Here is an 18,967-nt window from a genome sequence, read left to right as displayed (position 1 = left end):
GCTTGAATCATGGCAACGCTGAAACCGCCACACGTCTTTCCAAACGGGCTCTTAGGCCGAAACGATCTCGTCGTAGCGTTTCAGCCGGTACACCAGCACCGACACCAGCCAGCTAACAACGAACAACGCCACGATGACGTAGCCGATCATGCCGAAATGGTCGTTCAGCGTATCGACGCCGTCCCAGAAGGTGCCCTGCAGCTGCAGGCGGCTGCCGACGAGGCCCAAGGCCTCGAGGCCGCCGACCAGCAGCGCCACCACAACCGACAAAGCCGTGACTGTCATGTTGAAGTAGAGTTTGCGGAGCGGTTTCACGAGCGCCCAGTCATAAGCGCCCACCATCAGCACGCTGTCGATCGTGTCGACCAGCGACATGCCGGCGGTGAACAGCGCCGGGAAGACTAGAATCGACCAGACCGACAGGCCCTGCGACGCCTGGCTGGCCGAGATGCCGAGCAACCCGACCTCGGTGGCGGTGTCGAAGCCGAGCCCAAACAGCAGCCCCAGCGGGTACATATGCCAGGAACGGCGCACCACGCCGAACACCGGCCGGAACAGCCGCGCCAGCAGGCCACCGCCCGCCAGCGCCTCGTCGAGGTCCTGATCGACCAGGCGTCCGCCGTTCTTCACACGGCGAAAGGTCCGCACCGTCGAGACGAGGATGAGGATGTTGGCGAAGGCCACGATGAAGAGGAACAGCGCCGACACCGAGGTGCCGATCACCCCGCCGACATCCTTCAAGGCGTCGAACCGGTCCTGCAGAGCCGCCGTGACGGTGACGATCGCCAGCGTCAGCGCGATCACGATGCTGGAATGGCCAAGCGAGAAGAAGAAGCCCGTTGAGATGGGGCGACGCCCATCCGCCATCAGCTTGCGGGTGATGTTGTCGATCGCCGCGATGTGATCGGCGTCGAAGGCATGGCGCAGCCCGAAGCTGTAGGCCACGAAGGCGGTGCCGAGCAGGATGGGAAATTGATGAAAGGCCGTGAAGGCCCACACCCAGGCCCCCAGATTGGCCGCCACTAGCATCATGAAAAGAACGCCGACCTTGGCCCGGACGCGATTCGGCTCGTCGTCGAAAACGCGGATCAGGGTCATCGGCCGGGTTGTCCTGGTTGATGGTCGCTTACGGCGGACGCATGACGCCGCAGCGTGTTCATGATGCGCAGCGCCGCGCAGGCGGCGCCATAGCCGTTGTCGATATTGACGATCGGCACGCCGGGCGCGCAGCTGGCGAGGCCGGAATGGAGCGCCGTCTGGCCGCCGGCCGCGACGCCGTAGCCGACCGATGTCGGCAGGCCGATAACGGCCCCGGATACGAGGCCGCCGACGACGCTGATCAGCGCCGCATCCATGCCGGCCACGACGATCACCACCGGAGCCAGGCGGATCTCCTCGAGGCGGTCGAGCAGCCGCCACAGCCCGGCGACGCCGATATCCGTGAAGGTGGTCTGCGCCTGACCGTTGAAGTGCAGCGTACGGGCGGCTTCGCGCGCCATCGGCACGTCCGAGGTGCCGGCCAGCACGATCGCTACGGCGGGACCCGGCTCGATCGGGCGGGCCGCGCCGAGAATGGCGGTGCGGGACACCGGATCGTAATCGAGCCCCGCCCGCTGCTCGACCGGCAGGGCCTCGAACTTTTCCGGATCGAGGCGGGTCAGCAGCAGGCCGGTGACGCCGTCCCGCACCCCAGCCACGATGGCGGCGATCTGGGCGGTGCTCTTGCCGGCACAGAACACGGCCTCGTCGAGGCCGATGCGGGAGCGGCGCTCGTAGTCGAAGGTGAACTCGGCCATCACGCAGCCCCGTGCAGGAAGGCACTGCCGTTGCGGTACGGCTCGATGCGCAGGTCGGCCGACGCCACCTTGCCGGCGAAGAGTTCGGCCACATGGGCCCGGACACCGTCCTGCAGCCCCGCCATGACGGCGTCGAGCGTCACCGGATCGAGCTCGATCACCACGCCGCTCGCCCGCACCCGGCACCGCACCGTGCCAAGCGGGAACCTCTGGGCAAGGCCGCGCTCGACCGCGTGGATGGCCTTCAGCACGTCGGCCCGGATCGCGATGCCGGTTTCGACGCGGCTCGACAGGCAGGGCGCGGCCGGCAGCTCGGCCAGATCGCCGAGCCCCTCCAGCCGGGCGAGGCGGCGCACGCCGGCCTTGTCGATCTTCGCCTCCAGATAAGGGTGGCGGACCCCGTTGTTGCGGGCGGCGTCGAGGCCCGGCCGGTATTCTCCAAGGTCGTTCAGATTGGCGCCCGACACCATCTGGGCCTGGGTGTGGCGGCCGATGCTGCCGTAAAGGTTGGTCTTGCAGAAAAAGCACCGATTGACCGGATTGGCCCGGTAATCGGCGTCATCGAACTCGCCGGCGTCGATCACCCGCAGGGCCCAGCCGCGTTCGGACGCGAGGCGCTCGACCCGTGCGGTCGCATCGCCCGGGACAGCCGGCGACACGGCGTGAAACATCGCCGTGCGCTCGGGCGCATGGTGGTGCGCCACGGTGGCGAGCGTCAGGCTGTCGATACCGCCGCTGACCGCCACGGCGATCGGACCCGGGATGGCGTCGAGGGCGCCGCGCAGGCGCGCTCCTTCGTCGGATAACATGGCCATGATCCCATTCTAGCGTTCGTCGCGTGCCGGCGGAAGGGCCGCGGCGACGCCGGCCTGACGCAAGCGGACGCGCGCCGCATGGCCGGGCTCGGCCGCCACATCGGCGGCTTCCGTCTTGCCGGTGCGGGTGCCGTCCGGCCGCTCGACGCTTTTCACCCGCAAACGGCGGCCCTCGACCTCGACCTCCAGCGCCTTGCGGCGGAGCGCGGCACCCTGCACCAGATGGTGGCGCAGGCCGATGGTGGTGGTTTCGCTGAAGCAGGCCGCGATCGCGGCCTCGAGCCGGCCCGGCGCCACCAGCACCTGCACGTGGGTAGCCATGCGGCCCTTCTTGCCGAAGGCGACGCTTTGGATGACGTCATGTACGCCCTCGAGCGCCCGCAGGTGGTCGAGGCCGTGGGTGAGGTCCTCGGCCGACTGGTCGTCGACCTCGAAGGCGATGACGGCGAGCTCGCGATGGGCGAAGCCACCCGGCGCAGGCGGCGCGGCTTCCTCGAAGGCCAGCAAGCGCAAGCAGTTGGCGATGCCGGGCAGTTGCCGCGTGCCGAACCCGATGCCGGTGGCCAGCAACCGGCGCGGCACGGCAGATCCGGCGGCGGGGCCGAGCAGGTAGCGCGCCACGGCGGCCCCGGTCGGGGTGACGCGCTCGCCGCCGATGCCGTCGTCGATCGTGTCGAGGCCCCGCAGCAGCAACGCGGTGGCGGGCGCCGGCACCGGCAGCAAGCCATGGGCGGTGCGCACCCGGCCGCCGCCGAGCGGCAGCGGGGCCGTAGTCCAGCGGGTGGCGTCGAGCCGGGCGATGATCATGCCGGCCGCCACGATGTCGACGATGGAATCGACCGCCCCAACCTCGTGGAAGGTCACCGCGTCCTCGCCGACGCCGTGGACAGTGGCCTCGGCCTTGGCCAGCAACGCGAAGATGCCGGTGGCGTGGTCGATCACACGGCGGTCGATCGGCGCCGACGCGATCAAGGCCCGGATGTCGGCCCAGGCCCGGTGCGGTGCATGGGCATGGTCGTCAGCGGGGTGGTGGTGGTGATCGTGCGAATGGGAGCCGTCGTGAGCATGATGGTGCGGCGCATGGCCGTGATGCCTGGCCCCCTCGTTCCCCTCGGCCTCGGCCGCTACGGTGAAGCGCCGACCCGTCAGCCCGCCATCCTGGTGCGGCACGATCCGGCAGCTCGCCTGCGGCCCGAGCCCCAGCGCCGCGACCGCGGCCTTGATCTCAGGCCACAGATCCGGAAAGGCGTCGAGGCTGGCGGCCACGAACATGTCGCCGGACCAGCCGCCGAGCGGATCGATGTGAACCTGCAAGACCCCAAACTCCCACCGCGCTGGACATCGTTTATAGCGGGCGCACGAGAGCCTGACAGGCGTGGTGCGATGACGCGAGCCGATTGGCCCCGGCCGCCCTATCTTCCCAGCACTCGGGTTTCCCCACGGAGGATCGCCTCATGTCCATCCAAGCTCCCAACGGCGCGTTGCCCCCGGCCCTGCCGCCCGGCCTCAACCGCCCGGCCGATGCCGCAGACCTGCCCTTCGTCACCGACCCCGGCGAGATGCGGGGCGAGATGCTGTATCGCGCCCTCGGCCGCACCGGCGAAACCATCTCGGCCATCGGTCTCGGCGGCTTCCACATCGGCAAGAAGAAGCTCACCGACGGCGAGGCCGTGACGCTGATCCATGCCGCCATCGATCGCGGCATCACCTTCATGGACAATTGCTGGGACTATAACGAGGGCCGCAGCGAGCTCCGCATGGGGGTTGCCCTGTCGCAGGGCAATTACCGGGACAAGGTCATGCTGATGTCCAAGATGGACGGGCGCACCAAGGCCGAGGCGATGCAGCAGATCGACACCTCGCTGACCCGCCTGCAGGTCGACTGTATCGACATTGTCCAGCACCACGAAATCCTGCGCTACGACGACCCTGATCGCATCTTCGGCGAGGATGGCGCCATGGAAGCCTTTGTCGAGGCCAAGCAGGCCGGCAAGCTGCGCTACATCGGCTTCACGGGCCACAAGGACCCGCGCATCCACCTGCAGATGCTCGATGTCGCGGCCGAGCGCGGCTTCCACTTCGACACGGTGCAGATGCCGTTGAACGTCATGGACGCGCATTTTCGCTCCTTTGCGCATCTGGTGCTGCCGTATCTCGTCGAGCACGGCATCGGCGTCTTGGGCATGAAGACGTTCGGCGACGGCTCTTTGCTGAAGAGCGAAGCCCCGATCAAGCCGATCGAGTATCTACATTATTCGCTCAACCTTCCAACCTCGGTGGTGATCACCGGCATCGAGAACCAGGCCAACCTCGATCAAGCCTTCGAGGCCGTCAAAACCTTCAAGCCGATGAACAAGGCTGCGGTGGCGGAGCTGTTGTCCCGCTCCGAGCCCTATGCGCGACACGGCAAGTTCGAGCTGTTCAAGACGACCTCGACCTTTGATGGCACAGCCAAAAATTTCGACTGGCTCGGCGAGGAGCCGGAGGCCGTGCAGAAGCTGGCGCCCGTGCTGGAATAAGCGCGGCCGGCATCACCGAAGGGCGCGCAGGCTCGCACCGCGCGTCCGTGTGCCTCCCCGCCCTGGGCACCGCCCGCGGGGTTGATCGTCACTCCTCCGGTTCGGTGACGAACTGGAGGGGATAGCCTTTCCGTTGTCCCGCCTCCGTGGCCCGTGCCGCCTTCGACTCGGCCACATCCTGCGGATACACCGCGATGACGCAGGATCCGAGGCGGTGGGCCGTCAGCATCACCGCATTGGCGCGGTCCTCGCCCATGCGGAACTCACCCTTCAACACCCGGACCACGAAGTCGCGCGGCGTGTAGTCGTCGTTCAGCAGGATGACCTTGTGGAGCTTCGGTCGTTCGATCTTGGGCTCGACGATCGGCCGGGTCACGACCTCGGTGTTCGGCATCGGTGCCTCGTGCAGGTTCGGGAGCCGAGTTCAGTTCAGCGAAACCGTGATCGGCGTGTCGCCCGCCAACAAGGGTTCGCCGGCCGCGTGAGCGTCGGCGACCCGGTCGAGGCGCAAGAGGGCAAGACCCTGCCCCGTCCCGAGGCTCCCCACGGTGCCGAGCGGCAAGTCGCCTGACCGCACCTCGGCACCCGGCGTTGGCGGCGTGTCGAAGCGGAACAAGGTCACGCGCTTGCGGGTGGTCGAACGGTGCTGCATCCGCGACACGACCTCCTGACCGACATAACACCCCTTGGTGAAGTCCACGCCGCCCAGGCGATCGAGGTTGGCCTCGTGCGGGAAGATGTCACCATAGGCGAAATCGATGCCGCCCTCCGGCACAGCGGCCGCGATGCGGCGTTCGCGGGCGACGCCGGCGTCGGCTGCCAGCGCCGTAACGGCGTCGATGGGGCCGATCGCCCGCAACCCCAGCGCCGGGCTACGGGGATCGCCGTAGACCAGAACGCCCGGCGTCGTCATCTTTCCTGCTGGCGGCACGGCCCCAAGCGGCACGGCCGTCAACGTGGCGCTCCGGTCGGTGACCGTCAGCTTGGCGCGCAGGCGATAGAGCGTCAGCCGCTTCGCCAGATCCGCCGCGAGCGCCAATGGGCAATCGAGCAGGAACCGTTCGGGCGCGTCGGGCCCGGGGGCGGAAACGATCAAAAAGTCGACCAGGATCTTGCCCTGGGGCGACAACAACGCTGCATAGCGGGCCTCGCCGGGTACCAGGGCCTCGACGTCGCTCGTCACGAGGCGTTGCAGCAGGGCGCGCGCTTCCGGGCCCGCAACCTCGACGACGCCCCGGTCCGGGGCCGTCCCGCGTTCGGTCATGCTGCATCTCCCCAGGATCACGATGGCTGGCAGATAAGCGAAGGATGGCGACGCACAAGGGCTTGGCTCAGATCGCCGCCCCGACGACGCGGGGACGCCGCCGTTTCACCTCGTCGCGCCATTCCAACAATATGTGCCAGGCCACAACCAGGAAGATCATGCTGCCGCCAACGAGCGTGGCCACACTCGGCCGCTCATCGAAGGCCAACCAGACCCAGAATGGCGCCAGCACGATGTCGAGCGTGCCGATGAGCGCCGCCTGGGCGGCCGCGAGGTGCCGGGCCCCGACCAGAAACAGGTAGAGCGCCACGGTAAAATTGGTGAAGCCGAAGCCGGCCAGGACGACCCAGTCATGCGCCGGCATGGCGCGCGCCTGCCCGAAGGGCGCAAAGACCGCAAAGGTGATGGCCGCCCCGAGGATGCTGGCGGCCTGCAGGTCGAGCCCGGGGTACACCTTGGGCAAGACGATGATGAAGGCGAAGCTGAGAGCCATCCCGACGGACGCCACATCGCCCACGAGCCCGCCCGAACCGAAGCCGCTCGACACGATCACCACCACCCCGACGAGCGACACCGCACTGGCCAACAGGGTGCGGCCCTGCTGGCGCTCACGGACGAACAGGAACGACAAGGCCGCAGCCATGAAGGGCGTCGTGGCATAGATCACGGCCGCATTGGCGATCGAGGTCATGAACAAGGCCCCGACCGTGCAGGCCGAGCAGGCCGCGACCGCCAGCACCAGATAGGCCATGGGCCAGCTGAAGCGCGGAACGTCGAGACCCCGCGAGCGCCCACCGAGCAGCATTGGCAGCGCCGTGAAGACCGCCCCGAAGAACGACCGCCAGGCGATGCCCGTCACCACATCGGTGGTCAGCATGCGGGTGAAGAGGCCGCTGAAACTCCAGGCCACGGTGGACAACAGCACCAGGACCATGCCGGCGATGGGACGGCGGGCGTCCGTGGCCGGAGGTGCCGCGCCGCTCGCCATGGATTCAGTGGGCCTGGACGGTGGCCTGTGGGCCGGCCGAAACCTCGAACTGATTAGCTTCGACCACGACGGTGCCGATCATGGTGGCGACCGAGATGCGATAGGGCACCACGATGCGCGACTGGCCGATCGGCGCCAGCCACGCTTCCATGTCCTTGTTGTCGGCCATGAACTTCGTTCCGGGCCGGTTGGCGCGATGCCCGGCAACCGGATGGTACCGCACCGAGCAGACCGCGACATCGCCCGCATAACCCTTGGTCTTCACCTTCCGGGTGCCCACGAAGGCGAGCACGACGTCGAACCGGGCGGCGCCATCAAAGACCGGGATCGTGCGCTCGCAGGCCGCGGGCCCGATCACCGGACCGGTGCCCGGCACCGTCATGATCAGCGCGCTCATCGGGTCCACGATGGCCCGGCGATCGGCTTCAGTCACGGGAACCCGGTCGGGGAACGGGTCCCAGGGCGGGGTGATCTCGGACTGGTCGACGTTGTTGTTCACCATCGACATGCGGACCGTGCGGGTGATGTCGCCGCTCGACGAGGTCGTGGCATAGGTGGTGGGCGACACGTGGTTGCCCGGCAGGGCCCCCGTGGCCGTGGCGGCGCCCTTCGAGCCCGACAGGATGCTGGCGAGACCGGTGAGCTTCATCTGCAGCTCGATCTTGTAGGCTTGCGGCTCCAACGTACCACTGACGGTCGCGGTGCCGAACGGCAGGCCGATCAGGCTGATGCCGTAGCGCGTCCGAACCGTTTCGGCCTGGGCGGCGGTGGTCAGCACGCCCAACCCCGCCAGAACGGCGGCGGCTCGGATCATTGGATGGAACACCATGAAAATGCGCGGTCTCGCCAACGGATTGGAGCCCTTGCTGTCAAGCGAATCGGTCCGTTTCAAGACGGGACCGGGCACATACCCATGATTTGCGGGGGCGTGGCAAGCCTTGCGGGCGCGGCCTTGCAAGCTCTGCGCAGGGCACATAGATCGGGCTTCAGCGCGATCGATTGCGCCCGCCGCAGCCACGGCCGCGTGTGCGGCCGCCCGCCTCCTGAGGACAATTCATGCCGCACCCCGAGGGCGCCGCGCCCGTGATGCACGCCACGACCATCCTGCTGGTGAAGAAGGGCGGCACCACGGTGATCGGCGGCGACGGCCAGGTGAGCCTCGGCCAGACCGTGATGAAATCCAACGCCCGGAAGGTGCGTCGCCTCGCCAAGGGCAGCGTGGTGGCGGGCTTTGCGGGCGCCACCGCCGACGCCTTCACGCTGTTCGAGCGGCTTGAGGCCAAGCTCGAACAATTTCCCGGCCAGTTGATGCGCGCCTGCGTGGAACTGGCCAAGGATTGGCGGACCGATCGCTACCTGCGGCGCCTCGAAGCCATGATGCTGGTGGCGGATGCCCAGGTGTCGTTGGTGCTGACCGGTACCGGCGACGTGCTGGAGCCGGAGTTGCATGATGGCGGCTGCGTGGCGGCGATCGGCTCGGGCGGCAATTACGCGCTCTCGGCCGCCCGGGCGCTGGTCGACACCGACCTCGGGCCAGAGGCCATCGTCCGCAAGGCGATGCGGATCGCGGCCGAGATCTGCGTCTACACCAACCACAACCTCGTCGTCGAAACCATCGGCGACGCCTGACCTCGCGGACCTTGAGGACCATGACCGACTTTTCACCGCGCGAGATCGTGTCCGAGCTCGACCGGCACATCATCGGCCAGCGCGACGCCAAGCGCGCCGTGGCGATCGCGTTGCGCAACCGTTGGCGTCGGCTGCAGCTCACCGGCGCCATGCGGGACGAGGTGCTGCCCAAGAACATCCTGATGATCGGCCCGACCGGCTGCGGCAAGACCGAGATCTCGCGGCGCCTCGCGAAGCTCGCCAACGCGCCGTTCCTGAAGGTCGAGGCCACGAAATTCACCGAGGTCGGCTATGTGGGGCGCGACGTGGAGCAGATCGTGCGCGACCTGCTCGAGATCGGCATCGGGCTCGTCAAGGAGAAGAAGCGCAAGGATATCGAGGCCAAGGCCGAGCAGGCCGCCGAGGAGCGCTTGCTCGATGCGCTGGTGGGGGCCGGCTCGTCGCAGACCACCCGCGACGCCTTTCGCCGCAAGTTGCGGGCGAGCGAACTCGACGACAAGGAGGTCGACCTGGAGTTCAATCAGGGTGCGCCCGCGATGCCGATGATGGACCTGCCCAACATGCCAGGCGCCTCGATCGGGGCCATCAACCTCGGTGACATCTTCGGCAAGGCCATGGGCGGCGGCCGCACCAAGACGCGGCGCCTGAGCGTGGCCGAGGCCCATGCGCCGCTGGTGGCCGAGGAAAGCGACAAGCTGCTCGACCAGGACCAGGTGATCCAGGAGGCGATCCGCGAGGTCGAGAACAACGGCATCGTGTTTCTCGACGAAATCGACAAGATCTGCGCCCGCGAAGGTCGCGGCGGTGCTGACGTGTCGCGCGAGGGCGTGCAGCGCGACCTGCTGCCTCTGATCGAGGGCACGAACGTCGCCACCAAGCACGGCACGGTGAAGACCGACCACATCTTGTTCATCGCCTCGGGGGCCTTCCATGTGTCGAAGCCGTCCGACCTGCTGCCCGAACTACAGGGCCGCCTGCCGATCCGGGTGGAGCTCGCGCCGCTGACCGAGGACGATTTCCGTCGCATCCTCACCGAGACCGAAGCCTGCATCACCAAGCAATATGTGGCGTTGATGAAGACCGAAGGCGTCGATCTCGCCTTTGCGGACAGCGCCGTCGAGGAATTGGCGCGCGTCGCCGTGGAGGTGAACGGCAACGTCGAGAACATCGGCGCCCGGCGCCTGCAGACCGTGATGGAGCGGGTGCTGGACGAGGTGAGCTTCACGGCGCCGGACCGTGCCGGAGAGTCGATTACGATCGACCGCGACTTCGTGGCCCGCAACGTCGGCGACCTCGCCAAGAATGCCGATCTGTCACGCTTCATCCTGTGAGGGTAAGGAGTAAAGCAGCTGACATTCGAGCGATCCGCTTAGCGGCGCGCTAGGCAGCACGGCACGATGCCGCTGCCGACGAGGCACTGCGCAAGGAAAGATTCAGGCTCTCCCGCTTGAATGGCCGCCGAAAGCCATGCGGCGGGCATCGGCGACAGGGGATGCAGGGATCGCGATGGCTGAGCCGATCACAATCTCGATCGTGGTCAGCAACTACAATTACGGCCGCTTCCTGCCGCAATGCCTCGATGCGTTGCGGGCCCAGACCTACCCCCATGTCGAATGCATCGTGGTGGACGACGGCTCGACCGACGACAGCCGGACCATCATCGCCCGCTATCCCGAGTTCCAGGGCATCTTCAAGGCCAATGCCGGCCAGGCGAAGGCGCTGGAAACCGGCTTCCGCGCGTCGCGCGGCGACGTGGTGCTGTTCCTCGACGCCGACGACTACCTGTTCCCCGAGGCCTGCGCCGAGATCGCCCGCCAATGGGTGCCGGGCCTCGTGTCCCTGCATTATCGGCTGCAGATCCTCGAAGGCGATCGGTTGACGGATCGGACCTGGCCGCAAGACCATTTCCGCGACGGGGCCGAAACCATCGACTGCTTGTTTCGCCTCGGCTACGTGCCGGCCGCGCCAACCTCCGGCAACGCTTATGCTCGTGCCTATGCGGCGGTCATCTTCGACGAGGTGGCGGCCTTGCCGATTCGATGGCTCGATTCGTGTTTCGCCTATGCGGCGCCCTGCGCGGGTGTAACCCGCTCGACCGAGCAGGCGCTGGGTGTTTACCGCATCCACGACGCCAATCTGACCGGATGGACGCGGCGGCAAACCATCGGCTACGTCAGAAAGAGCCTCTTCACGAGCTTTCAGGCGCAGCGGATCGCCCGGCGCCTGGCGGCCCGACGAAACATTCCGCTGCCGCGTTGGGAGTTCCTGAACGGCCCTTACGATCTGAAGCTGCACCTGTTGACGCGGGGCGGTCCGGCGTTCCCGAACGATCTGCCGCCGCACCGCGCCCTGGCCTGCGCCTCGCAATCGGCGCGCGGCTTCCTGCGCATGCCCGGCGTGCCCCGGCTGCGCAGGCTCGCCAATGTGGCGCTGGTGTTCGGCTTCGCGGTGTCCCCCTTCAAGCTGCGGCGCGCCATAGCGGAACGGTTCTACAACGTCGACTTCGCCCACTGACCGGGGAGTTTGCATCCTGCGACGACCGGGATGATCTTTGCGGCGGCTTGTCATAGAACCGTCATCATGGCCGTTCGCGAACACCCTGCCCCGCTGCCCTCAATCTGGGGCCGGACCACAATCCTGATCGCCGCCGCGGCCCTGTTCACCCTCGCGTGGCCGTTGCTGCACTGGGGCAACCCGGCGGCCTTTGATGAGAACGGCGCCGTTGAAGGCCTGCAGTCCATCTACCTGGCCATCGCTGTGGGGCTGTTCTTGTGGGCGGCCCGGCATCCGGCCCCTTTGACGCGGCTGCCCCTCGCCGGCATCGCCTTGTTCACCTTCAACCTGCTGATCCGTGAAACGGATGTGCGGGGAACCTGGGCCGCCCCCTATCTGGGCCCCGTCTTCCTGCATGGCCGCATGTTCTATTATCTCGCGGGCCTCTGGACGGCCCTGGTGGCCACCACCTGCGTGGCCCTGCGGCCGACAGCCCACGATCTGATCCGCTGGATAACCGGCCACGGCGGTATCGCAATGGTGACCGGGTGCCTGCTTTATGTCGCCGGCGACGTGGCCGAGAAGCACGGGTTCTTTCCCGACGCGGCACGCAGCGAGGCGCTCGAGGAAAGCTTCGAACTCTGGGCCTGCTTCGCCATCATGCTGTCAGGCTGGCTGACGCTGCGTCGCCCCGATTGCGGTGCGCGGCTCGGGGCGCCCTAACGACGATCAGTTCTGCCGCGCCACCATCATGTTCTTGATCTCGGAGATGGCGCGGGCAGGGTTCAGCCCCTTCGGGCAGGCCTTGGCGCAATTCATGATCGTGTGACAGCGATACAGCCGGAACGGGTCTTCGAGCGTATCCAGGCGAGCACCGGTGGCCTCGTCGCGCGAGTCGATCAGCCAGCGATAGGCCTGCAGCAGCGCCGCCGGACCAAGGTAGCGGTCGCCGTTCCACCAATAGCTCGGGCACGAGGTGGAGCAGCAGGCGCACAGAATGCATTCGTAGAGCCCATCGAGCGCATGGCGCTCTTTCGGCGACTGGTGCCACTCCTTCTCGGGCTCCGGGCTGGTGGTGTGCAGCCAGGGCTCGATCAGCGCATGCTGGGCGTAGAAGCGCGTCAGATCCGGGATGAGGTCCTTGACGACCTCCATGTGGGGCAACGGGTAGAGCTTGATGGCGCCACGCACCTCGTCCATGCCGCGCGTACAGGCAAGCGTGTTCACCCCATCGATGTTCATCGCGCAGGAGCCGCAGATGCCCTCGCGGCAGGAGCGACGGAAGGTGAGCGTCGGGTCGATCTTGGATTTGATCCAGATCAAACCATCGAGGATCATCGGGCTGCAATCGTCACGATCAACCCAATAAGTGTCGATGCGCGGGTTATGCCCCGTGTCGGGGTCCCAACGATAAACGCGGAACTCCTTCAGATTCGAGGCGCCCTGCGGCTTCGGCCAGGTCTTGCCGGCCTTGACCTGGGAATTCCGGGGGAGTGCGAGTTCAACCATGCGTTTCGATGAACCTGTTTCAGCGTCCCACGCTTGACGCGTTCACGCTTCTGAACGGCAGCACGTTGTAGATCTAACCGCGCTTACGGCGGCGTTTCCGGTCCAGAACCGGCATCAAGTCGTTATCTTCTTCGATCCGAAGCATTCGGATGTCTTTCAAGGAGGGCGTGAACCACTCGTACAGCTCACCCAACTCTTGAACTATGGCAACGCATTCGACAGCACCGATGTCTTCCAAAGAGAAGTAAACGGAGCCCTGCTTATTCTCGAACCCGTTTTCCTCGAGAAAACGTCTGACATCGCTGTAGGCGTTGCGCCATGACGCATTGGGATAAAGCTGTTCGAGTAGCTGGACATCAAAGTCGAACGCGATGGCGTACACGCGACCCCTCCCCGCCCGATTATGACCAAATCCAGCAGGGGCGCGTTGAAGGCTCATCGCCCCCTCAATACACCCGCGCCTTCGGCTCAACATATTCAACCTCGTTCGACATTGTGTAGGTATGCACCGGCCGGTAATCGATGGCCGCCTGCCCGGCCTTGGCATCGAGCCAGGCGAGCGTATGCTTCATCCAGACCTTGTCGTCGCGGTTCGGGTAATCCTCGCGCGCATGCGCACCACGCGACTCGGTCCGGTTGGCGGCGCTTTCCATCGTGACGACCGCCTGACCGATCATGTTGTCGAACTCGAGCGTCTCGACCAGGTCCGAGTTCCAGATCAGCGAGCGGTCGGTGACCTGCACATCGGCCGCGCCCTTGTAGACGTCGCGGATCAGCTTGACGCCTTCGTCCAGCACCTCGCCGGTGCGGAACACGGCGCAATTGCTTTGCATTACGCGCTGCATCTCGCCCCGCAGGGTCGCAGTCGGCGTACCGCCCTGGGCGTAGCGGAAGCGGTCGAGGCGGGCCAGGGCCGGGTCGGCCGACCCCTTCGGCAGTTCGGCCTGCTTTTCGCCCGGCGACACCAGCTCGGCGGCCCTGAGGCCGGCGGCGCGGCCGAACACCACGAGATCGATCAGCGAGTTGGAGCCGAGCCGGTTGGCGCCATGCACCGACACGCAGGCCGCCTCGCCAAGTGCCATCAAGCCCGGCACCACCGCGTCGGGATCGCCATTGACCTTGGTCAACACCTCGCCGTGGAAGTTCGTCGGAATGCCGCCCATGTTGTAATGCACGGTCGGCAGCACCGGGATCGGCTGCTTGGTGACATCGACGCCGGCAAAGATCTTCGCCGATTCCGAGATGCCCGGCAGCCGCTCGGCCAGAATCTTCGGGTCGAGGTGATCGAGGTGGAGGTAGATGTGGTCCTTCGCCTTGCCGACGCCCCGGCCCTCCCGAATCTCCATCGTCATGGCACGGCTGACCACGTCGCGCGAAGCGAGGTCCTTGGCCGAAGGGGCATAGCGCTCCATGAAGCGCTCGCCCTCGGAATTGGTGAGATACCCACCTTCGCCACGCGAGCCTTCAGTGATGAGGCAGCCGGCGCCATAGATGCCGGTCGGGTGGAACTGCACGAATTCCATATCCTGCAGCGGCAGGCCGGCGCGCAGCACCATGGCGTTGCCGTCGCCCGTGCAGGTATGGGCCGAGGTGGCCGAGAAGTAGGCGCGGCCATAGCCGCCGGTGGCGAGGATTACCTGCTTGGCGCGGAACCGGTGGATGGTGCCGTCATCCATCTTCAGCGCCACGATACCGCGGCAGCGCCCGTCCTCCATGATCAGGTCGAGGGCGAAGAACTCGATGAAAAACTCGGTCTTGGCTCGCAGCGCCTGACCATAAAGCGTGTGCAGGATCGCATGGCCGGTGCGGTCGGCGGCCGCGCAGGTACGCTGGGCCGTACCGTTGCCGTAGTTGGTGGTCATGCCGCCGAAGGGGCGCTGGTAGATCTTGCCTTCCTCGGTGCGGGAAAAGGGCACGCCCCAATGCTCGAGCTCGTAGACCGCGGCCGGCGCGTTCTTACACAGGTACTCGATGGCATCCTGGTCGCCGAGCCAGTCCGACCCTTTGACGGTGTCGTACATGTGCCAGCGCCAATCGTCCGGCCCCATGTTACCGAGCGAGGCCGAAATGCCGCCCTGGGCCGCCACCGTATGCGAGCGGGTGGGGAACACCTTGGTGATGCAGGCGGTGCGCAGGCCCGCCTGGGCGCAGCCCACGGTGGCCCGCAAGCCTGCGCCGCCTGCCCCCACCACCACCACGTCGAAGCTATGGTCGGTGATCGGGTAAGCCGGCCCGGATGACGCGCCGTTGGTGCCGTTGGTGGCCATGGTCAATCCCTCGAGGGCGCTCGTGCGATGCGGCGCGCCGCGTTGTTCCAGATCAGATGAAGCTCAGCCGCAGCACCGCGTAGACGCAGGCGACACCAAGCGCGATGGCGAAGAACAGATTGGCCGCGAGGCTCCATTCCTTCAGCCGCTCGCCATGCAGATAATCCTCGATGATGGTCCGCATGCCCAGTTGCATATGGTAGAGGCTGGTGCCGACCACCAGCAACAGCGTGATGCTGGCCAGGGGGTGCGCCATCGTGGCATGCACCTCGTCGTAGCCACGCCCCACCATCGACAACACCAGCCACACGAAGGCGATCGTCAGCGGCACCAAGGCCAGCGACGTGAGCCGCATGTGCATGACACCGCTGGTGCCGGACTTGGCCGAGCCAAGGTAACGGATGCGCTTGGCTTCGTTCTTGGCATGCCGTGGATTGTCGCTCATCGCACCCTCCTCAACGCAACGCGAAGGCCGCAACCCACACAATCACGGTCAGCGCGACGCCGCCGATCAGCGTGCCTTGCGCCAACCACTCGCGCTCGGGATGCGTCATGCCCCAGCCGGCATCCCACAGGAAATGCCGGATGCCGCCGAGCAGGTGGTGAAACAACGCCCAGGTAAAGCCGAGCAGCACCAGCTTGCCCAGGATGGAGTCGAGGAACCACGCCACGGTCGCAAAGGACCCGGGGCCACCCGCCAACGCGATGAGGAACCAGGCGAGCAGCAAGGTCCCGGCATAAAGCGCGATGCCGGTGATGCGATGCACGATCGACATCATCATGGTCAGCATTGGCCGGTAGATGCCGAGATGCGGCGACAAGGGACGCTGATGCCGGACCGGGGCCGCGGCGGGCCCGGAAAGATCGGCCATTCGGATGCCTCATGGTGAAAACATGGAACTGATATAAGGAAGACCGGGGTCGCACAACCGGAACGGGACAGCCGCGACGCTGGAGCGCGTTCGTCGCATGGCGAAACTGCGGCGGCACCCGGGCTCGCGCCGAACCGCAATCCATGTCACAAGCCCGGGCCTAACCGGAGCCTCACCATGACGTCCACGGCTGCTCCAGCCGCCCCCGGCTTCGTCGACACGGTCGATCTCGCCCAGTTCGAGCGGCTCGGCCGCGACTGGTGGGACGCACGCGGCCCGATGGCACCGCTGCACCGGCTCAACCCGACCCGCCTTCGCTACATCCGGCAGACCGTCGCGGCGCATTTCCCGCAGGCGGTCGGCGGCGACACCGAGCGCGGCACCCTGCCGCTGGCGGGGTTGTCGGTGCTCGACATCGGCTGCGGTGGCGGCTTGTTGGCAGAACCGTTGACCCGGCTCGGCGCCCGGGTCACGGCCGTCGATCCCGGCGCCAGCAACGTCGAAGTCGCCCGCTGGCACGCGGAGCTCGGCGGACTGACAATCGACTACCGGGTGGCGACGATCGAAGACCTCGATCAGGCCGGCGCGCATTTCGACGTGGTGATCGCCTCCGAGGTGGTGGAGCACGTGCTCGATCAGCCGGCCTTCATGGCGACCGCGTCGCGCCTCGTGGCGCCGGGCGGCCTGCTGCTCGCTTCGACGCTCAACCGCACGGCGAAAAGCTTCCTGCTGGCCATCGTGGGGGCCGAATACGTGCTCGGCTGGCTGCCGCGTGGCACGCACCGCTGGGAGCGCTTCGTACGGCCCTCCGAGCTGGCGCGCTGGATCGAGGCGGCGGGCCTCCGCCCGATCGGTCGGGCCGGGATGGTGTTCGATCCGCTGCGCGACGGCTGGCGCCTCGGGCGCGACACGGACGTCAATTATTGGCTCGCGGCCGCCCGACAGCGTTGAGCGCCATCAGCGCGCCGCCCGCCACCAATCCCCAGAACGGCGCCCCGATGCCGAAGAAGCTCGCGCCCGAAGCGGTGACCAGGAAGGTGACGCCGACCGGGATGCGGTGTTCGGCGTCGGCCAGCGCCGTGGCGAGGGCGCCCGCGAAGCTACTGACAAGCGCGAGGCCCGCCACGGCCGCGATCAGCGCCTTCGGCGACACCTCGATAAAGGCCGTGGTCACGCCGGCAAAAAGCCCAAGCACAAGATAAGCGAGGCCCGCCACCACGGTGGCGTAATAGCGCCGGTTCGGGTCGGGGTGGGCGTCGGGCCCGGCGCAGAGCGCCGCCGTGATGGCCGCGAGGTTGACCGGAGGACCGCCGAACGCCGCCGTGACGGCGCCCCCGAGCCCCGTGCCGACGAACACGGGCCCGACCGGCGGCGCAAAACCATTCGAGCGCATCACCGCCAACCCCGGCACGTTCTGGGACGCCATGGTGACGATGAAGAGCGGTACCGCCAGGGTGCCGATGACGGTCGGCGACCAGCGGGGCCACACGAACACCGGATGCGGCCACACATCCGCGAGGGCGCCGGGCGGCACCGCGGTGACGGTCACGACGATCGCCACCGTGACCAGCAGCGCCACCGGGATCGCGTAGGGGCGGGCGAAGCGAAGCGCCAGCGCCCAGGCCAGCACGATCGGCAGCGTCAGGGCGGGCTGCGCCACCGTCGCATGCACCGGCGCGAGACAGATCTCGAACAGGATGCCGGCCAGCATGGCTCCTGCCAGACCGACCGGGATCGACGACACGAGGCGCCCGAAGGCCGACCACAGCCCTGCCAGCACGATCAGCGCGACCGCCACCAGGAAGGCGCCCGTGGCCGCCGGAAAGCCGCCCGCCACCGGCCCTGTGGCGATCAGCAACGCCGCGCCGGGCGTCGACCAGACGATCGAAATGGGCTGCTTCCAAACAAACCCATACACGATCGCCAGGGCGCCCTGCACGACGCAAAGGATGAACAAGCCCGAAGCGGCTTCGGCCGGCGTGGCGCCGACGCTGCGCAAGCCCTGCAGGATGATGGCGAAGGTGCTGGCGAAACCGACCAGTGCGGCCAGAAGGCCGGTCGACAAGGGTTGCAGCCAGGAGGCGGCGGCGCGGGGCGCACCGAAAGAACTGGGCAAGGGAACGGACACCCCGATTGTGGGAACGGCGCGGCCGATCCGGGCGAAAAGCGGTCAGCCGGCGCAGCGGCGCAGAATGCGGCAGCCGAGCGAGCCCGGTCCCAGATCGAGCTTTTCCACCGTGACGTCCACCCCCGCGACGCGCGGATGGGCGAGAATCATGCTGGCCACATCCTCCGCGATGGTTTCGACCAGCGCCACATGGGCGATCGTGGCCCGGGCGATGGCATCGGTGATGAGATCATAGGTCACGACATGGCGCATGTCGGCGGCGCGATCGCTCACCCGGGCCACCTCGGCCTCCACCGTGAAGCGCACGCGCTGGGGCGCGCGTTCGTGCCGATAGGCCCCGAGCGGAATCGACACCACCCAATCGCGCAGGAAGATGCGGTCCGGCACTGTTGCGGCCGCGCCAGGGTCCGAGCCCGGCACCACCGTGGCGTCGGCCACGAGGGCGCGGGCGGTGCGAACGCGCTCGGGTATGATCGTCCCGGCCGCGCCCCCGTCCTGACGCAGCAGATCACCGAACACCAGGGCGTCGGGCGCGAAAGCCAGCAGGCGGGGCACGTCCGGCGCCTCCATGGTGCCCGAATACGCCAGGCCGAGCCCGAGGGCCCGCGCCTGCCGGCGCTGCGCCTCGAGGCTTGCGATGGCGGTCCCGGCCAGCAGGCGTCCGGGGCCGGCACCCCCGTCGACCAC

21 protein-coding genes are annotated in these 18,967 nt (G+C 67.3%); 6 read left to right on the top strand and 15 right to left on the bottom strand.

Features of this window, described 5'->3' with window-relative positions; translation table 11 throughout:
• Window positions 1–51: 51 nt before the first annotated feature.
• From P7D22_RS18785 to P7D22_RS18770, 4 genes are read right to left on the bottom strand one after another with little or no spacing between them, the layout of a single operon-like run.
• The gene (locus tag P7D22_RS18785) at window positions 52–1,098 is read right to left on the bottom strand and encodes a HoxN/HupN/NixA family nickel/cobalt transporter (RefSeq protein WP_319935788.1); all 1,047 of its coding nucleotides are present in this window, start codon (window positions 1,096–1,098) and stop codon (window positions 52–54) included.
• On the bottom strand, window positions 1,095–1,796 hold the full coding sequence (gene larB, locus P7D22_RS18780) for a nickel pincer cofactor biosynthesis protein LarB (RefSeq protein WP_319935787.1): 702 nt from the start codon (window positions 1,794–1,796) through the stop codon (window positions 1,095–1,097). The genes P7D22_RS18785 and larB overlap by 4 nt, the downstream gene beginning before the upstream one ends.
• Window positions 1,796–2,605 carry an adenine nucleotide alpha hydrolase gene (locus tag P7D22_RS18775; protein ID WP_319935786.1) on the bottom strand — a complete coding sequence of 270 codons (810 nt, stop codon included), beginning with the start codon at window positions 2,603–2,605 and terminating at the stop codon, window positions 1,796–1,798. Before P7D22_RS18775 ends, larB begins: the two co-directional genes overlap by 1 nt.
• Window positions 2,606–2,620: 15 nt before the next feature.
• Entirely contained in the window at window positions 2,621–3,925 is a 1,305-nt protein-coding gene (locus tag P7D22_RS18770; protein WP_319935785.1) for a LarC family nickel insertion protein, read from the bottom strand.
• 140 nt (window positions 3,926–4,065) lie between these two features.
• Here P7D22_RS18770 and P7D22_RS18765 point away from each other — a divergent pair, with 140 nt between their 5' ends.
• Window positions 4,066–5,130 (top strand): aldo/keto reductase, encoded by a 1,065-nt coding sequence (locus tag P7D22_RS18765; protein WP_319935784.1) that lies wholly within the window; start codon window positions 4,066–4,068, stop codon window positions 5,128–5,130.
• Between the two features lie 88 nt (window positions 5,131–5,218).
• On the opposite strand, the gene clpS is transcribed toward P7D22_RS18765, so the two are convergent.
• From clpS to P7D22_RS18745, 4 genes are all read right to left on the bottom strand, one after another.
• Entirely contained in the window at window positions 5,219–5,524 is a 306-nt protein-coding gene (gene clpS / locus P7D22_RS18760; protein WP_319935783.1) for an ATP-dependent Clp protease adapter ClpS, read from the bottom strand.
• A 30-nt stretch (window positions 5,525–5,554) separates the two neighbouring features.
• Window positions 5,555–6,394 carry a CAF17-like 4Fe-4S cluster assembly/insertion protein YgfZ gene (gene ygfZ, locus P7D22_RS18755; RefSeq protein WP_319935782.1) on the bottom strand — a complete coding sequence of 280 codons (840 nt, stop codon included), beginning with the start codon at window positions 6,392–6,394 and terminating at the stop codon, window positions 5,555–5,557.
• Window positions 6,395–6,461: 67 nt separating this feature from the next.
• Window positions 6,462–7,382, bottom strand: a complete 921-nt coding sequence (locus P7D22_RS18750) for a DMT family transporter (RefSeq protein ID WP_319935781.1) — start codon at window positions 7,380–7,382, stop codon at window positions 6,462–6,464.
• A gap of 4 nt (window positions 7,383–7,386) precedes the next feature.
• Complete coding sequence (locus P7D22_RS18745; protein WP_319935780.1) at window positions 7,387–8,196, bottom strand: DUF3108 domain-containing protein; 810 nt, start codon at window positions 8,194–8,196, stop codon at window positions 7,387–7,389.
• 242 nt (window positions 8,197–8,438) lie between these two features.
• On the opposite strand from P7D22_RS18745, the gene hslV reads away from it, so the two are divergent.
• The 4 genes from hslV to P7D22_RS18725 all read left to right on the top strand — a co-directional run bounded on the left by hslV (window position 8,439) and on the right by P7D22_RS18725 (window position 12,227).
• On the top strand, window positions 8,439–9,011 hold the full coding sequence (gene hslV / locus P7D22_RS18740) for an ATP-dependent protease subunit HslV (protein WP_319935779.1): 573 nt from the start codon (window positions 8,439–8,441) through the stop codon (window positions 9,009–9,011).
• A gap of 20 nt (window positions 9,012–9,031) precedes the next feature.
• Entirely contained in the window at window positions 9,032–10,342 is a 1,311-nt protein-coding gene (gene hslU / locus P7D22_RS18735; protein WP_319935778.1) for an ATP-dependent protease ATPase subunit HslU, read from the top strand.
• 175 nt (window positions 10,343–10,517) lie between these two features.
• Window positions 10,518–11,525, top strand: coding sequence for a glycosyltransferase family 2 protein (locus tag P7D22_RS18730; RefSeq protein ID WP_319935777.1), 1,008 nt, complete (start codon window positions 10,518–10,520; stop codon window positions 11,523–11,525).
• 66 nt (window positions 11,526–11,591) lie between these two features.
• The gene (locus P7D22_RS18725; protein ID WP_319935776.1) at window positions 11,592–12,227 is read left to right on the top strand and encodes a hypothetical protein; all 636 of its coding nucleotides are present in this window, start codon (window positions 11,592–11,594) and stop codon (window positions 12,225–12,227) included.
• Window positions 12,228–12,233: 6 nt separating this feature from the next.
• Here P7D22_RS18725 and P7D22_RS18720 read toward each other — a convergent pair whose 3' ends face one another.
• The 5 genes from P7D22_RS18720 to sdhC form a co-directional block, all read right to left on the bottom strand.
• Window positions 12,234–13,013 carry a succinate dehydrogenase iron-sulfur subunit gene (locus P7D22_RS18720; protein ID WP_319935775.1) on the bottom strand — a complete coding sequence of 260 codons (780 nt, stop codon included), beginning with the start codon at window positions 13,011–13,013 and terminating at the stop codon, window positions 12,234–12,236.
• Between the two features lie 73 nt (window positions 13,014–13,086).
• A complete protein-coding gene (locus P7D22_RS18715) occupies window positions 13,087–13,395 on the bottom strand; it encodes a virulence factor (protein ID WP_319935774.1) in 309 nt (102 codons plus the stop codon).
• Between the two features lie 64 nt (window positions 13,396–13,459).
• Window positions 13,460–15,280 (bottom strand): succinate dehydrogenase flavoprotein subunit, encoded by a 1,821-nt coding sequence (gene sdhA / locus P7D22_RS18710; protein WP_319935773.1) that lies wholly within the window; start codon window positions 15,278–15,280, stop codon window positions 13,460–13,462.
• A 52-nt stretch (window positions 15,281–15,332) separates the two neighbouring features.
• A complete protein-coding gene (sdhD, locus tag P7D22_RS18705; protein WP_319935772.1) occupies window positions 15,333–15,725 on the bottom strand; it encodes a succinate dehydrogenase, hydrophobic membrane anchor protein in 393 nt (130 codons plus the stop codon).
• Window positions 15,726–15,735: 10 nt separating this feature from the next.
• On the bottom strand, window positions 15,736–16,152 hold the full coding sequence (gene sdhC / locus P7D22_RS18700) for a succinate dehydrogenase, cytochrome b556 subunit (protein WP_319935771.1): 417 nt from the start codon (window positions 16,150–16,152) through the stop codon (window positions 15,736–15,738).
• 177 nt (window positions 16,153–16,329) lie between these two features.
• On the opposite strand from sdhC, the gene ubiG reads away from it, so the two are divergent.
• A complete protein-coding gene (gene ubiG / locus P7D22_RS18695) occupies window positions 16,330–17,103 on the top strand; it encodes a bifunctional 2-polyprenyl-6-hydroxyphenol methylase/3-demethylubiquinol 3-O-methyltransferase UbiG (protein ID WP_319935770.1) in 774 nt (257 codons plus the stop codon).
• Here the strand turns inward: ubiG and P7D22_RS18690 are convergent.
• Both P7D22_RS18690 and P7D22_RS18685 read right to left on the bottom strand, forming a co-directional pair.
• Complete coding sequence (locus P7D22_RS18690) at window positions 17,069–18,268, bottom strand: benzoate/H(+) symporter BenE family transporter (RefSeq protein WP_319935769.1); 1,200 nt, start codon at window positions 18,266–18,268, stop codon at window positions 17,069–17,071. The genes ubiG and P7D22_RS18690 overlap by 35 nt on opposite strands.
• A gap of 54 nt (window positions 18,269–18,322) precedes the next feature.
• Window positions 18,323–18,967 (bottom strand): dihydroneopterin aldolase (locus P7D22_RS18685; protein WP_319935768.1); only part of this gene is annotated, 645 nt, incomplete at its 5' end.

It is taken from the genome of Lichenihabitans sp. Uapishka_5, from assembly GCF_033947565.1.
Taxonomy (GTDB): domain Bacteria; phylum Pseudomonadota; class Alphaproteobacteria; order Rhizobiales; family Beijerinckiaceae; genus Lichenihabitans.
This window is presented reverse-complemented; position numbering and strand designations above follow the sequence as displayed.

Coding starts and splice junctions, on each gene's coding strand:
- P7D22_RS18785 (WP_319935788.1), bottom strand. CDS start 1,098: ATGACCCTGATCCGCGTTTTCGACGACGAGCCGAATCGCGTCCGGGCC.
- larB (WP_319935787.1), bottom strand. CDS start 1,796: ATGGCCGAGTTCACCTTCGACTACGAGCGCCGCTCCCGCATCGGCCTC.
- P7D22_RS18775 (WP_319935786.1), bottom strand. CDS start 2,605: ATGTTATCCGACGAAGGAGCGCGCCTGCGCGGCGCCCTCGACGCCATC.
- P7D22_RS18765 (WP_319935784.1), top strand. CDS start 4,066: ATGTCCATCCAAGCTCCCAACGGCGCGTTGCCCCCGGCCCTGCCGCCC.
- clpS (WP_319935783.1), bottom strand. CDS start 5,524: ATGCCGAACACCGAGGTCGTGACCCGGCCGATCGTCGAGCCCAAGATC.
- ygfZ (WP_319935782.1), bottom strand. CDS start 6,394: ATGACCGAACGCGGGACGGCCCCGGACCGGGGCGTCGTCGAGGTTGCG.
- P7D22_RS18750 (WP_319935781.1), bottom strand. CDS start 7,382: ATGGCGAGCGGCGCGGCACCTCCGGCCACGGACGCCCGCCGTCCCATC.
- P7D22_RS18745 (WP_319935780.1), bottom strand. CDS start 8,196: ATGATCCGAGCCGCCGCCGTTCTGGCGGGGTTGGGCGTGCTGACCACC.
- hslV (WP_319935779.1), top strand. CDS start 8,439: ATGCCGCACCCCGAGGGCGCCGCGCCCGTGATGCACGCCACGACCATC.
- hslU (WP_319935778.1), top strand. CDS start 9,032: ATGACCGACTTTTCACCGCGCGAGATCGTGTCCGAGCTCGACCGGCAC.
- P7D22_RS18730 (WP_319935777.1), top strand. CDS start 10,518: ATGGCTGAGCCGATCACAATCTCGATCGTGGTCAGCAACTACAATTAC.
- P7D22_RS18725 (WP_319935776.1), top strand. CDS start 11,592: ATGGCCGTTCGCGAACACCCTGCCCCGCTGCCCTCAATCTGGGGCCGG.
- P7D22_RS18720 (WP_319935775.1), bottom strand. CDS start 13,013: ATGGTTGAACTCGCACTCCCCCGGAATTCCCAGGTCAAGGCCGGCAAG.
- sdhA (WP_319935773.1), bottom strand. CDS start 15,280: ATGGCCACCAACGGCACCAACGGCGCGTCATCCGGGCCGGCTTACCCG.
- sdhD (WP_319935772.1), bottom strand. CDS start 15,725: ATGAGCGACAATCCACGGCATGCCAAGAACGAAGCCAAGCGCATCCGT.
- sdhC (WP_319935771.1), bottom strand. CDS start 16,152: ATGGCCGATCTTTCCGGGCCCGCCGCGGCCCCGGTCCGGCATCAGCGT.
- ubiG (WP_319935770.1), top strand. CDS start 16,330: ATGACGTCCACGGCTGCTCCAGCCGCCCCCGGCTTCGTCGACACGGTC.